The sequence below is a fragment of the Pseudomonas sp. GD03903 genome (assembly GCF_029840045.1).
Classification (GTDB): Bacteria; Pseudomonadota; Gammaproteobacteria; order Pseudomonadales; family Pseudomonadaceae; genus Pseudomonas; species Pseudomonas pseudonitroreducens.
In genome coordinates this window covers 1-14006 of record NZ_JAOCBT010000007.1, presented here as the reverse complement: position 1 = coordinate 14006, position 14006 = coordinate 1, and the positions used below count along the sequence as shown (strand labels likewise).

Sequence of the window (14006 nt, the reverse complement as noted above, 5' to 3'; positions counted from 1 at the left end):
AACGGTTATGCGCCCTACGGGAGGTTCATCGTAGGGCGCATAACGCGGAACGCGTTATCCGCCGCCAACCATCAGACCCAATGCACCGCGTGGTTCACCACGCTGAACAGGATGCCACCCGCCACCAGCAGGAACACCAGCCCGCAGGCGCCATCGATGATCGGTACCGCGCGCAGCAGGCGCTTCTGCCAGACCGTTCGGGTCAGCAGCACGCTGAGCAGGCTGAACCAGAGGAAGCCGGTGCCGAACAGCATCACCGCCACCGACACCTTGCCTGGCGCCGACATGTCGGCCGGAATCAGGCTGGTCAGCAGTGCCAGGAAGAACACCAGCGCCTTGGGGTTGAACAGGTTGGTTGCCAGCCCGCGCAACCACGGCCCGAGCTTCGACTCGGCCAGTTCGCCGTCGATCCGCCCTGCCCCGCCGGGCTTGCGCAGCGCGCGAAGAGCGCCAAAGCCGAGCCAGCCGAGATAGACCGCCCCGACCAGTTGCAGCGCGTTGAACAGCAGTGGCGAGCGGCTGAGCAACAGTGACACGCCGGTCAGCACCAGTGTGCCGTGGACCAGGATGCCGCAGGCCAGGCCCAGGGCGCTGAGCACGCCGGCGCGACGCCCCTGGTGCAGAGCGGTGCGGACAACCAGTGCGACGTCGGGGCCAGGGCTGACCAGTGCGACGGCGAACACGGCAGTGAGCATGAGCAAGACGTGAACCTCCTGCATGGCGGGATTCTCCAGTGGGAAAGGGAAATGGAAAGTGGCTGGATCAGCGCTGGCGTAGTCGCGCGGGCGGCAAGCCGTAAGTGCGGCGGAACAGGCGGCTGAAGTGCGCCTGGTCATAGAAGCCCAGGCTCAGGGCAATCTCCGACAGCGGCTGGCCCTTGAGCACCCGTGGCAAGGCACGCTCCAGGCGCAGCTGGGTCAGCCATTGGTGCGGCGGCAATCCACACTGGTGGCGGAAGCGGCGCAGCACCTGCCAGGGGCTGAGGTCGCAGAATTCGGCAATCTCTTCCAGGGTTGGTGGGGTTTCCAGGCGCGACTCCAGCCACTCGCGCAGGCGCCCCCAGGTCGGCGCATCGAAGCCCTGCCCAGGCTCACGCACACGCAGGCTGGAAGCACGCTCCAGCAATGCGGCCAGCGCCTGCCAGAGCTGGCCCTCCTGGGCCAGCCGTTCGCCGCCCAGCATCAACTGGTGGGCACGCTGCAGTTCGACCTGCAGCCGCGGATCGCGCAGTTGCGCGGCAGTCAGCCGCGGCGCGCCCTGGCGGCCATCACTGAAGGCGCGGCAGGCGTCGTCCAGCCATTGCGGGTCGATGGACAGCACGCGGATGCGATAGCCGTCCTCACCATCGCTGGAGCCATCGTGGATGCTCTCGGGGCTCATCAGCAGGATGTCGCCATTCCCGGCCAGTGAGCGCTCACCGCGATGGGTGTAGCGCTGGCAGCCGCCAAGCATCAACCCGACGTGATAGTCGAGATGAAAATGCCGGGGAAAGGCGAAACGGCGGTACTCGGCGTCGATGAAACGGACGCCGGGCAAGCCGCTGCTGTGGTGTTCGATGCGTTCCATTGGCCTACTTTACCGGCGCGGGAACGGCAGGTCTTGGACAAAATTGCGAGTGGTCGTCACCCATCACATGGCAGCCGCAGCGGAGCGCTTCTGTAGGATGGGTGGAGCCTAGGCGATACCCATGCTGACGGTGCAGGGATTGATGGGTATCGCTTCGCTCCACGCCATCCTACATCCGAGCCAGATCACGGCCTGGTCAACGCTCCAGCGGCACCACCGCCATGGTCAGCCGCGAAATGCAGCTCGGCTTGCCATCATCCCCGTGCAGGCGGATTTCCCAGACATGGGTCGAGCGGCCGATGTGCACCGCCTTGGCCACCGCCGTCACACGCCCACTGCGCAGGCCGCGCAGGTGGTTGGCGTTTACCTCCAGCCCGACGCAGTAGTACTTGGACGTATCCAGGCACAGGTAGCTGGCCGTGGAGCCGACGGTCTCCGCCAGCACCACCGAGGCGCCACCGTGCAGCAGGCCGTAAGGCTGGTGGGTGCGCGAATCGACCACCATGCTGGCGGTCAGCGAATCGTCGTCGAACGCCTCGAAGCGAATATCGAGCACTTCACCAATGGTGTTCTTCAGGTTCGCGTTGAGCTTTTCCAGGTCGGGCGTGGTGCGCCAGGTCATTCGAAATTCCTTCTGTCATTCATGCCATTGCACCGCCTCGCGGCGCTCCGCCCATTCATTGAAGCGCTGACCGTAGGTGCCTTCAACCACGTTGCGCTTGATCTTCAGGGTCGGCGTGAGGAAGCCGTTGTCCACCGTCCAGACGTCCTTGACCAGCACCAGCCCGGCCAGGCGCTCGTGCTTGTCCAGCGCCTCGTTCACCTCCGCCAGCAGCGCCTGCAGACTTTGTTCAAGCTCGATGCGCGAGCCGTTGGCGGCTTCCTGGCGGCCGACTTCGGAGAGCACGCAAAGGCCCAGCGGAGCGATCAGGCCGTCGCCGACCACGCAGATCTGCTCGATCCGCGAATGCACGGCGAGGCGGTTTTCGATGGGTGCCGGGGCGACGTACTTGCCCTTGGCGGTCTTGAAGATTTCCTTGATCCGTCCGGTCAGGCGCAGATGGCCTTCGACATCCTGCTCGCCCTTGTCACCGGTGCGCAGGAAGCCGTCCTCGGTGATGGTCTCGGCGGTGCGCTCCGGGTCCTTGAAGTAGCCGATCATGGTCGCGCCGCTGCGCACCTGCACCTCGCCCTCGTCGCTGATACGCACTTCCACGCCGGGACTGTTGCGACCGATCCAGCCGGTCTTCTGCTCGCCGGGACGGCAGACGTGGGAGTAGCCGCAGTTCTCGGTCATGCCGTAGACCTCGAGCACGTTCAGGCCCAGGCGCTGGTACCAGTCCAGCAGCGCCTCGGGCACCGGCGCGGCGCCGCACAGGGCATAGCGCACGGCATCCAGGCCGAGGCCGGCGAGTACCTTGCGACCGACCAGGCGGCCGACGATGGGCAGGCGCAGCAGACGGTCGAGCTTTTTCGCCGGCATCTGCGCGTAGACGCCCATCTGGAACTTGGTCCAGATGCGCGGCACGCCGAAGAATACCGTGGGCCGCGCGCGACGCATGTCGGCGACGAAGGTATCCAGGCTCTCGGCGAAGAAGATTGTCTGGCCCGCGTAGATCGACGCCATCTGCACGAACATCCGCTCGGCCACGTGGCACAGCGGCAGGTAGGAGAGCAGGCGGTCCTCTTCGCCGACGCCGAACAGGTCGATGGCATGGCTGGCGGCAAAGGCGAAGTTGCCGAAAGTGTGCATCACGCCCTTGGGCGTACCGGTGGTACCGGAGGTGTAGATCAGGGTCGCCAAGGTAGCGGAGTCCGGACGCGGATCATCGCTGATCGGCGCCTGCCGCTGGAGATCACCCCACTGGTGGTCGAATCGCCCTTCCGGATGCAACGGCAAGGCCACGGTGGGCACACCCTCGGGGATGCCGTCGGCCATCGCCGGCCAGTCGTCCAGCTTGCCGATGAACGCCACCCGCGCTTCGGAGTGGCTCATCACCTGGCGCACGGAGTCGGCGGTGAGGTTGGGGTACAGCGGCACCGAGACATGGCCGGCCATCCAGATGGCGATGTCGGCGACTATCCAGTGCGCACAGTTCTTCGAAATGATCGCCACCCGGCTGCCTTCGGGCAGGTCCAGGCTGCGCAGCCAGGCGGCGGCGCGGCGGGCCTGTTCGCCCACTTCGCCCCAGGTCAGGCTCTGCACTTCGCCGCCAGTGAGCGGCTGCACCAGATAGCGTTTGTTCGGGTGGCTCTTCTCGCGCTGATAGAACAGGTCGAGTGGTAATCGGACTGCTTTAACCACGTGCCCCTCCTTTGTTCTTTTTGTCAGAGGTGTAGCTCAGGGAAATAGCGATGGATCAACCAAGCACTTGCTTGGTTGAATATTCCACGCGGCGCAGCGGCAGACAAGACTGGTCGTGTGAACTTTTGTAGGATTTAGCCGAAGGATTGGCCGCCAACCGCTCTGCAACGGGGCTCGCGAAGAAACATCCCGGCACGATTTGCCGGCAGTAGAAATGCAAAAGGCCCCTTTCGGGGCCTTTTGCGGAAACGGACGACTCAGGAATGCCGCGGATGGTAGAGCGACACCAGCTCCATCAACCCCGCCACCGGCACCTCGCCTTCCAGCTCCGCCAGCGTGGCGGTGCTGAACGGCACGGCATCGCTGCGGCTGCCATGCACCAGCAGGCCCGCCAGCGCGCCCACCAGCGGCTGGTGGGTGACCAGCAGCAGATGCTGCTCGTTACGGCCGTCGAGGAAGCGCAGCACGTCCTTCGGATCGTCGTCCGGCGTCAGCCAGGGCGCGGTGCCGACCGAACCCTCGAACCCCAGCGCCTCGCGAACCAGTTCGGCGGTTTCCTGGGCACGCACGTAGGGGCTGGCGAGGATCCCGTCCAGCGGCTGGCCGGCCAGTTGGGCGGCGCTTTTCAGCGCCTCCTTGATGCCGTGCGCAGTCAGCCGGCGCTCGGCATCACGGCGTGCCTGGGGCTCGGCCTCGCCATGGCGCAGCAGCCAGAGCTTCAAAGCTTCGGCTCCTCGTCACGCACCGGGTGCGCCGCCGGCGGCACGTCGTGCGGGGCCTCGCCTTGCGGAGCATGGGCGGTCGGCCAGTCGGCGAACGGCCAGGGCTTCTCTTCGGTCTGGAAGGTGCCGAAGCGGCCGATCTGCGCGAAGTACTGGCTCAGGCTGTCGCCGAAGCCCATCAGGCTGCCACTGGGCGCGCCGTAGATGATTCGGTAGATCAGCTGGATGATCACCACGGCGCCGAGGATCATCTCGGCGACGAACCAGACCAACGCGAAGACCAGCATCCAGACGACGCGCAGGACCAGGGACTCCTTCTCTAGACGTTCAGCGGACATGGTGAGACCTCCTCAGAAACCGGTGGTGGGAATGAAGTCGACGTCGGTCTTCGGCTCGCCGCTCATCAGCGCTCCGATGACCTGCTCCAGGGTGCGACCGCCGAACAGGATGGCGTTGAGGCCGGCCACCAGCGGCATGTAGACCTGCAGCTCGTCAGCCTTGGCCTTGAGCACCTTGAGGGTGTTCACGCCCTCGGCGGTCTCGCCCATGCGCGCCACGGCGTCTTCCAGGGTCAGGCCCTCGCCCAGGGCGAAGCCCACCTGATAGTTACGGCTCTTGGGTGACGAACAGGTGACGATCAGGTCGCCCACGCCAGCCAGGCCAAGGAAGGTCATGGGGTTGGCGCCGAGCTTGACGGCGAAGCGGGTCATCTCCGCCAGGGCGCGGGTGATCAGCATGCCCTTGGTGTTCTCGCCCATGCCCAATGCGGCGGCCATGCCGGCAATGATCGCGTAGACGTTCTTCAGCGCGCCGCCCAGCTCGACGCCGAAGCGGTCGCCACTGGCGTAGACGCGGAAAGTGCGGCCGTGCAGGGCCTGCTGCACCTGGGCACAGAGGTCTTCGTCCTCGCTGGCAACCACGGTGGCGGTCAGCTCGTGCTCGGCGATCTCGCGCGCCAGGTTCGGGCCGGAGATCACCGCGATGCGGGATTTTGGCGCGATCTCTTCGAGCACCTGGCTCATCAGCTTGAAGCTCTGCGCCTCGATGCCCTTGGTCAGGCTGACCAGCATCTTGCCCGCCAGCTCCTCGCTGCGGCCATCGAGCACTTTGCGCAGGGCGCTGGAAGGCACCGCGACGAAGATCATCGCGCACTCGGCCAGGGTCGCGGTCAGGTCCGTAGTCGGCTCCACGCCGTCGTGGATGCGCACGCCCTTGAGGTAGTTGGGATTCTCGCGGCGGGTGCGGATCGCCTCGGCCTGCTCCTCGTCGCGCATCCACTGGCGAACGCGCTGTCCGTTTTCTGCCAGCAGGTTGGCGAAGGCGGTGCCGAAACTGCCACCACCGAGGACGGCGATCGGTTGCTGCTGTGTCATGTCTGTTCCATTGGTGGCCGCCCAAGGGCAGCGATTGGGGCATTATAAGGCCGCATTGGCGACCGGCCAGTCCGGATCACGGGACTGGCATTCAGCGCAGCCTCGTTTAACATCCGTCCTGTGGAGAATGTCTAGCCGTAGGCATTGACCGCCCCCATAAGAACCGAGAACAAGGCCGTTCCGTGTATCGTCCAGTCCGCGCTCCCCTGCCGCTCTCCCTGCTTGCCGCGCTGCTGGCTGGCGAGGCCGTCGGCGGCGATCTGTTCGTGGACAGCCTCGACGTTCCGCAAGTTCTGACCGCAACGCGATTGAAACAGTCCGCCGCCGAAGTCCCCGGCAGCATGACGGTGCTCGACCGCGACCTGATCAAGGCCTCCGGTGCCCGCGACATTCCCGAGCTGATGCGGCTGGTGCCGGGCATGATGGTCGGCTACCTGTCGGGCAACCAGGCGACAGTGAACTACCACGGCACCAACGTCACCGAGGCCCGGCGCCTGCAGGTGCTGGTGGACGGCCGCTCGGTGTACCGCCCGGGCCTCGCCACGGTGGACTGGAGCGACATCCCGGTGGCTATCGAGGACATCGACCGCATCGAGGTCTTCCGCGGCCCCAACGCCGTCAGCTACGGCGCCAACGCGCTGATGGGCGTGATCAACATCCTCACCCGCCACCCTGCCGACAGCCAGGGCACAAGGCTGAAATACACCGCCGGGCAGAACGGCATCCGCGACTGGTACGCCAGCCAGGGCATCCATGACCATTCCGGCGACTACCGGCTATCCCTCTCCGGCCAGGAAGACGATGGCTTCGACCACGACCAGTTCGGCCGTGACTACCGCGATGGCCGCCGCCTGAGCCGCTTCAACCTGGTGGCCAACCACAGCCTCGACCTGCGCAACAGCCTCGACTGGCAAATTGCCGCGAAGGAAGGCAGTAACCAGCGGCCCTACGACTACGAACCAATCTTCGGCAAGATTCCCGACGGCGACGACAATTCCGACCTGACTGCCCGCGATTACGCCGGCTCGCTGCGCTGGACCCTCGATATCAATCCCGAGCACAGCCTCTATGTGCAGGGCTACGCCGAGCACTGGGAGCGCCTGCAGGACTTCGGCGCGTGCGAAGCGCAAGTCGCCTTCAGCCCGCAGCTCGCACAGCTGTGGGAGCTGGACCCGAAGTACGTACAGAGCTTCGCCGACTCGCTGCCGCGCATTCCGCGCGGCACGCCACAGGAGCAGGCGCTGGCGCGGCAGGTCGTCCAGCAACTGGCAGCCGGCGCCTACCTGCCAGTGTGCGGGCAGGTCAACCAGAACATCCGCGAAACCCGCTATGACCTGGAAATCCAGGACACCCTGAACCTCGCCGAGGGCCTGCGGCTGGTCAGCGGCATGAGCTACCGCCACGACCAGGCGACCTCGGAAACCTATTTCGACGGCACGGTGAACAACGACATCTGGCGCCTGTTTGGCCAGGTGGAGTGGCACCTGACACCGCACTGGCTGCTGCAGGGTGGCGCGATGGTGGAGGACGACCAGTTGTCCGGCAGCTCGGTCAGCCCGCGCATCGCCCTGAACTACCTGATCACCCCGCGCCATAGCCTGCGCGCGGTGTACTCGGAAGCGGTACGCTCGCCGGACATGTACGAGAACGATGTGAACTGGAGCTACCGGGTGCGCAACCTCTCGCCGCTCGCGTACGGCCAGTCCAACGCTTACTACTTCGCCCGCGCCCAAGGCCCGGGAGACCTCGACCAGGAGCGCATGCGCTCGCGGGAAATCGGCTATAACGGCCAGTTCGACGAACTCGGGCTCGCCCTCGACATCAAAGCCTACTACGACGAAATCCACGGGCTGATCAGCGATCCCTTGAAGGTCTCCGACTTCGAACCGACCAACGACAACGAAATCCGCTTCAGTGGCACCGAAACCCAGCTCGACTGGCGCCTGACGCGGCAGGATCGCCTGCGCCTGACCTACGCCTACGTCGACTACGACGCCAGCAGCCGCTACGACCAGCGTCTCACCGCGCGCAATAGCGGCTCGGCCGGCTGGATGCGCGACTGGGGGCGTGGCTGGTCGAGCTCGATCTTCTACTACGGTGACGATGCGCTGAACGAGCACCGCTTCGAGCGTGTCGACCTGCGCGTCGCCAAGCGCATCCCCCTTGGGCGGGCCGCGCTGGAGCTGGCCGGCGTGCTGCAGCAGCGCCTGGACGACGAGCCGCTGACCTGGCCGGAAAACCGCTACGACAGCCGACACCTGCTCTACTTCAGCGCCGAGGTGGACTTCTAGCATGTCTACCCGCCGCTCATGGACGAGCCCCGGAACCCTCCTCACGGCCCTGCTCCTCTGGCTGGCCTGCCTGTTCGCGCTGCCGGCCCAGGCCCGCGATATCCTGCTGGTCAGCACCGAGCGCAGCGCCGCCCTGCAGGACTTTGCCGAAGCACTGGCGCAACGTCGCCCGAATGATCAGGTGCGGCTGGAATCCCCGGAGAACCTGCCGCCCGCCGCCAGCCTGGATGGTGAAACCCGTCTGCTGCTGCTCGGCAGCGGTGCACTGAACTGGCGCCTGGCCAGCCACGCGGCTCCGCCAGCGCTGACCCTGCTGGTCAGCCGCGTCGAAGCCCGCCAGGTGCTGGGCGACCGTGAGCCGCCGCATCTCAGCCTGCTGTGGAGCGACCCGCCGCCAGTCCGCCAACTGCAACTGGCACTGCAGCTCAGCCCACGCCCACAACGCATTGGTGTGTTGCTCAGCCCGAGCAGCGAATTTCTGCTGGCGGAACTGGACCACGCAGCGCAGAAGCTTGGTGTCGAACTGGTCAGCGAGCTGCAAACCCGCAGCGAAGACAGCCGTCCGCTACGAGAACTGCTCGGTCGCAGTGACTTGCTGCTCGGGCTGGACGACAAACAGCTTTATAACGCGCAGACCATCAAGGGCATCCTCCTCAGTGCCTACGCCGAGAACCGGGCGCTGATCGGCCCGACTGCCGCCTTCGTCAAGGCCGGCAGCCTGGCCAGCACCTACAGCGACCAGAGCGACTGGCTGGAGACCCTCGACACCCTGCTCGACGAGCCGGCGGAGCAATGGCCCCGCAGCCTCTACCCCGAACGCTTCAAGGTGCAGAGCAACCGCCAGGTGGCGCGCTCGCTCGGTATCGACCTGCAAGGCGACGCGGAACTCGCACAGCGCCTGGCCGAAGGAGAGAAACCATGAGTTCCCGCAAGAGCTGGAACATCCAGACGCGCATGCTGGCCATCAGTCTCGGCCCGGCGCTGCTGCTGACCGTGCTGCTGACCGGCTACTTCACCTATTCACGCCTGCAGGACCTGCGCCTGGAGTCCAACCACACTGGCCAGCTGATCGCCAACCAGCTCGCCCCGGCGGCGGAATACGGGGTGATCTCCGGCAACCTGCCAGTGTTGCAGAGCCTGCTGCGGGCGACCCTGAGCACCGCCCATGTACGCTTCATCGAAGTCCGCGACCGCGGCGACAACATCCTCGTCTACGTCGAGCACGCCGCCGACCCCGCGCAGGCGAGCAGCAAGGTGGAGATCTTCCACGCCTCGATCCAGCGCGAGAACATCGCCCTGAATGGCAGCGACCTGGCCAGCTCCAACGACATGCTGCCGGCCGCCGCGCCGCCCAGCGGCGACTATCTGGGCCGCGTGGTGGTCGGCATGGCCAGCGACGCCTTCAGCGAACGACAGCAGGAAATCCTCCTCAAGGCCAGCCTGCTCGCCCTGTTCGCGCTGATCCTCACCTACCTGCTGGCCCGCCGCCTGGCCCGTCGCCTGGCCGCGCCGATCCGTACCATGGGCCGCGCCGTACAGGCGATCCAGACCGGCGACTACCACACCACCCTGCCGGTACCGGATGACGGTGAGGTCGGCGACCTCGCCCGGCACATCAACAACCTCGCCCGCGGCCTGCAGCAGGCCAGCCTGGAGCAGGAACGCAGCATTGCCCAACTGGTGGCGGCGCGGGAGGAAGCCGAAGAGGCCAACCGCGCCAAGTCCGACTTCCTGGCGATGATGAGCCACGAGCTGCGTACCCCGATGAACGGCGTGCTGGGCATGCTGCAACTGCTGGAAACCACCGAGCTGAATCACGAGCAGGCCGAGTACAGCGCACTGGCCACCGAGTCCACCGAGCACCTGCTAAAGGTGATCAACGACATCCTCGACTTCTCCCGCGTCGAGCGCGGCGCCCTGGAACTGGAGCGTATCCCGTTCAACCTGCTGGAGCTGATCCAGAGCTCCATCCAGGTCTTCCAGCACAGTGCCCAGCAACGCGGCCTGGAGCTGGAGATGAACGTACAGGACGGCCTGGACAACCTCGAGGTACAGGGTGACCCAACGCGCATCCGGCAGATCCTGGTCAACCTGCTGGGCAACGCCCTGAAGTTCACCGAAGAAGGCGGCGTTCGCCTGGAAGCCACCTGGCAGGCGCTGGACGACGAAGTGCTGTGGCTGAGCTGCTCGGTGCAGGACAGCGGCATCGGTATCTCCCAGGAGCGCCTGGAGCACATGTTCGAGGCGTTCCAACAGGCTGACTCGTCTACTTCACGGCGCTACGGCGGCACCGGGCTGGGCCTGTCCATCGCGCGCACCCTGGCCGAACGGATGGGCGGCACCCTCGGCGCGGTCAGCGAGGAGGGTTGTGGTTCGACCTTCACCCTGGAGATCCCCCTGCCCTTCCGGGAGCGCCAAAGTGCCGCAGAGGGCGGAACGAACGGCGGCGATGCACTTGCCACTGGTCAGTCCGTACTGCTGGTGGAAGACAACCCGGTGAATCAAACGGTCATAGAAGCTATGTTGCGCAGCCTGGGTTATCGCGTCACGCTGGTGGGTGACGGCGCCCAGGCGGTGCGCACTTCGGAGCGCGGCGAGTTCGCGGCGATCCTGATGGACTGCCGCCTGCCGGTACTCAACGGCTACGAAGCGACCCGGCAGATACGTGCAAAACCGGGCGGCGAGCAGGTACCCATCATCGCCCTGACCGCCAATGCGCTGCAGGGTGACCGCGAGGCGTGCCTCGAGGCGGGAATGAACGACTACCTGGCAAAGCCGTTCAAACGCGCGGAGCTGCAAAGGATTCTGCAGCGCTGGGTTGCTCCAGGTCGTTGATCGGCGGAGCACTTGCCCGCAAACTGCGGACCGGCCCGGGGCCTGCGTCCCGACAGGGAAACCTGGCGTCGGCGAAAAGTGAACAAGCGTTCGCCGATTGCTGTGACTTTCACTTAAAGGCAATAGTCTATGACTAGGCTGCCGCATGACACCGTGACAATAACAACGGAACGCGGCGCCGCAGGCACAAGCCAAACAACGCCTGCTATCCAGGATTTTTGAGGAGCTCGCATGACCAAACAAAACGCCTTCACCCGAGAAGACCTGCTGCGCTGCAGCCGCGGCGAGCTCTTCGGCCCGGGTAATGCGCAACTGCCCGCCCCGAACATGCTGATGATCGACCGCATCACCCACATCAGTGATGTCGGCGGCAAGTATGGCAAGGGCGAACTGGTCGCCGAGCTGGACATCAACCCGGACCTTTGGTTCTTCGCCTGCCACTTCGAAGGCGACCCCGTCATGCCGGGCTGCCTGGGCCTCGATGCCATGTGGCAACTGGTCGGCTTCCACCTCGGCTGGCAGGGCAATCCCGGCCGCGGCCGCGCCCTGGGTTCGGGCGAAGTGAAGTTCTTCGGCCAGGTCCTGCCGACCGCCAAGAAAGTCACCTACAACATTCACATCAAGCGTACGATCAATCGTTCGCTGATCCTGGCCATCGCCGACGGCACCGTCAGCGTCGATGGCCGCGAAATCTACAGCGCCGAAGGCCTCCGCGTCGGCCTGTTCACTTCCACTGACAGCTTCTAAGGGTATCCGCATGCGTCGCGTCGTGATCACCGGTCTGGGCATCGTTTCCTGCCTGGGCAATGACAAAGACACCGTCTCCGCCAACCTGCGTGCAGGCCGTGCTGGCATCCGCCACAACCCGAGCTATGCCGAGATGGGCCTGCGCAGCCACGTGTCCGGTTCGGTCAACCTGAACCTGGAAGAGCTGATCGACCGAAAGGTCTTCCGCTTCATGGGCGACGCCGCCGCTTACGCCTACCTGGCAATGGAACAGGCGATCAAGGACTCCGGCCTCACCCCCGAGCAGATCTCCAACCCGCGCACCGGCCTGATCGCCGGCTCCGGCGGTGCTTCCACCCTGAACCAGATGGAAGCCATCGACACTCTGCGCGAGAAGGGCGTCAAGCGCATCGGCCCATACCGCGTGACTCGCACCATGGGCAGCACCGTTTCCGCGTGCCTGGCCACTCCCTTCCAGATCAAGGGCGTGAACTACTCCATCTCCTCGGCCTGCGCCACCAGCGCGCATTGCATCGGCCAGGCCATGGAGCAGATCCAGCTGGGCAAGCAGGACGTCGTCTTCGCTGGCGGCGGTGAGGAAGAACATTGGAGCCAGAGCTGCCTGTTCGACGCCATGGGCGCCCTCTCCACCCAGTACAACGACACCCCGGAAAAGGCCTCCCGCGCCTACGACGCCAAGCGTGACGGTTTCGTCATCGCCGGCGGCGGCGGCATGGTCGTGGTCGAAGAGCTGGAACACGCCCTCAAGCGTGGCGCCAAGATCTACGCCGAAATCGTTGGCTACGGTGCGACCTCCGATGGCTACGACATGGTCGCCCCGAGCGGCGAAGGCGCCATCCGCTGCATGCAGCAGGCCCTTGCCACCGTCGACACCCCGATCGACTACCTGAACACCCACGGCACCTCCACCCCGGTTGGCGACGTCGCCGAAATCCGTGGCGTGCGTGAAGTATTCGGCAGCAACGCCCCAGCCATCAGCTCCACCAAGAGCCTGTCCGGTCACTCCCTGGGCGCTGCCGGCGTTCACGAGGCGATCTACTGCCTGCTGATGATGGAAGGCAACTTCATCGCCGGCTCGGCGAACATCGACGAACTGGACCCGGAAGTCGCCGACATGCCGATCCTGCGCGAGACCCGCGAGAACGCGAAGATCGACACCGTCATGAGCAACAGCTTCGGCTTCGGCGGCACCAACGCTACCCTGGTCCTGAAACGCCACCACGGCTGATCGGTGATCCAAACAAGAAAGGCGCCCTGGGGCGCCTTTTTTGTTGCCTGCGACTTCGCTCTACCCTTGAGCTGCCGATCCCGTCAGGATGAGCAGGCTGATAACAGGGAGAGCATTGAGTGGAACTGACCATCAGAGAAGCCCGCAGCGACGACGCCAAGGCCATCAGCCAAGTGATCGTAGCGACCGTCAGAGAGAGCAATGGACAGGACTACCCGGCGAGCATCATCGAATCGGTGGCGGCGAACTTCGCGCCTGAGCGGGTGATCGAGCTGCTGGAAAAGCGCCTGGTCTTCGTCGCATTGCTGAGCGACAAGATCGTCGGTACAGGTGCCCTGGATGGCAATGCCGTACGCAGCCTCTTCATAGCCCCGCTACAACAACGCAAAGGTATCGGCCAAGCCCTGATGAGCCGAATCGAGAAAACCGCCCTGCAACGCAGCGTAGAGGCCCTGCTGGTCCCTGCCTCACTCACCGCTGAAGGCTTCTACTCTCGTCTGGGCTATCGCGTCATACGCGAGCAACTCCAGGGCGAAGAGCGCACCCTCATCATGACCAAGCCCCTAGCCCCTTTGTAGGAGCGAGCTTGCTCGCGAACCTCATCGCTCTGAGCCTCACCAGCTAACGCCGAAGCAGCACGCCGCACCAGCCCCCCTCGGTAAGAGGACCAGGGACAGGGCGATACCCTAATTGGCACAGTGAGTTTTTTCACCGCAAAAAACAAAGCCCCGATCAGCTTTCGCTGATCGGGGCTTTGGAATTAGAAGCTTGACGATGACCTACTCTCACATGGAGAAACTCCACACTACCATCGGCGATGCGTCGTTTCACTACTGAGTTCGGGATGGGATCAGGTGGTTCCAATGCTCTATGGTCGTCAAGCAATTCGGTTGGATGCTCGCCTTGGCGCTCATCCGAATTCGGGTTGCTTACACTAAT

13 protein-coding genes and 1 rRNA gene are annotated in these 14006 nt (G+C 65.0%); 6 read left to right on the top strand and 8 right to left on the bottom strand.

Annotated elements, in window-relative coordinates:
• Window positions 1-71 precede the first annotated feature (71 nt).
• The 7 genes from N5C91_RS12850 to N5C91_RS12820 all read right to left on the bottom strand — a co-directional run bounded on the left by N5C91_RS12850 (window position 72) and on the right by N5C91_RS12820 (window position 5966).
• Entirely contained in the window at window positions 72-719 is a 648-nt protein-coding gene (locus tag N5C91_RS12850; RefSeq protein WP_236174574.1) for a LysE family translocator, read from the bottom strand.
• A gap of 43 nt (window positions 720-762) precedes the next feature.
• Complete coding sequence (locus tag N5C91_RS12845) at window positions 763-1566, bottom strand: AraC family transcriptional regulator (RefSeq protein ID WP_279830039.1); 804 nt, start codon at window positions 1564-1566, stop codon at window positions 763-765.
• Between the two features lie 196 nt (window positions 1567-1762).
• On the bottom strand, window positions 1763-2188 hold the full coding sequence (locus tag N5C91_RS12840; RefSeq protein WP_017517381.1) for a hotdog fold thioesterase: 426 nt from the start codon (window positions 2186-2188) through the stop codon (window positions 1763-1765).
• Window positions 2189-2203: 15 nt separating this feature from the next.
• The gene (locus N5C91_RS12835) at window positions 2204-3871 is read right to left on the bottom strand and encodes an AMP-binding protein (protein WP_279830038.1); all 1668 of its coding nucleotides are present in this window, start codon (window positions 3869-3871) and stop codon (window positions 2204-2206) included.
• Window positions 3872-4128: 257 nt separating this feature from the next.
• Window positions 4129-4593, bottom strand: a complete 465-nt coding sequence (gene sixA / locus N5C91_RS12830) for a phosphohistidine phosphatase SixA (RefSeq protein ID WP_236199658.1) — start codon at window positions 4591-4593, stop codon at window positions 4129-4131.
• Window positions 4590-4931 carry a DUF4389 domain-containing protein gene (locus N5C91_RS12825; RefSeq protein WP_236199657.1) on the bottom strand — a complete coding sequence of 114 codons (342 nt, stop codon included), beginning with the start codon at window positions 4929-4931 and terminating at the stop codon, window positions 4590-4592. Before N5C91_RS12825 ends, sixA begins: the two co-directional genes overlap by 4 nt.
• A gap of 12 nt (window positions 4932-4943) precedes the next feature.
• On the bottom strand, window positions 4944-5966 hold the full coding sequence (locus N5C91_RS12820; protein WP_279830037.1) for an NAD(P)H-dependent glycerol-3-phosphate dehydrogenase: 1023 nt from the start codon (window positions 5964-5966) through the stop codon (window positions 4944-4946).
• 182 nt (window positions 5967-6148) lie between these two features.
• On the opposite strand from N5C91_RS12820, the gene N5C91_RS12815 reads away from it, so the two are divergent.
• The 6 genes from N5C91_RS12815 to N5C91_RS12790 all read left to right on the top strand — a co-directional run bounded on the left by N5C91_RS12815 (window position 6149) and on the right by N5C91_RS12790 (window position 13645).
• Entirely contained in the window at window positions 6149-8257 is a 2109-nt protein-coding gene (locus tag N5C91_RS12815; RefSeq protein ID WP_236174580.1) for a TonB-dependent receptor, read from the top strand.
• A gap of 1 nt (window position 8258) precedes the next feature.
• Window positions 8259-9179 carry an ABC transporter substrate-binding protein gene (locus N5C91_RS12810; RefSeq protein WP_279830036.1) on the top strand — a complete coding sequence of 307 codons (921 nt, stop codon included), beginning with the start codon at window positions 8259-8261 and terminating at the stop codon, window positions 9177-9179.
• Complete coding sequence (locus N5C91_RS12805; RefSeq protein WP_279830035.1) at window positions 9176-11092, top strand: ATP-binding protein; 1917 nt, start codon at window positions 9176-9178, stop codon at window positions 11090-11092. The genes N5C91_RS12810 and N5C91_RS12805 overlap by 4 nt, the downstream gene beginning before the upstream one ends.
• A 231-nt stretch (window positions 11093-11323) precedes the next feature.
• Window positions 11324-11839: a 3-hydroxyacyl-[acyl-carrier-protein] dehydratase FabA gene (gene fabA / locus N5C91_RS12800; protein WP_017517389.1), complete on the top strand. Its 516-nt coding sequence runs from the start codon at window positions 11324-11326 to the stop codon at window positions 11837-11839.
• 10 nt (window positions 11840-11849) lie between these two features.
• On the top strand, window positions 11850-13067 hold the full coding sequence (gene fabB, locus N5C91_RS12795) for a beta-ketoacyl-ACP synthase I (protein WP_279830034.1): 1218 nt from the start codon (window positions 11850-11852) through the stop codon (window positions 13065-13067).
• Window positions 13068-13186: 119 nt separating this feature from the next.
• A complete protein-coding gene (locus N5C91_RS12790; protein WP_279830033.1) occupies window positions 13187-13645 on the top strand; it encodes a GNAT family N-acetyltransferase in 459 nt (152 codons plus the stop codon).
• 188 nt (window positions 13646-13833) lie between these two features.
• Here N5C91_RS12790 and rrf read toward each other — a convergent pair.
• Window positions 13834-13949: ribosomal RNA gene (gene rrf / locus N5C91_RS12785) — 5S ribosomal RNA — on the bottom strand.
• Between the last annotated feature and the right edge of the window lie 57 nt (window positions 13950-14006).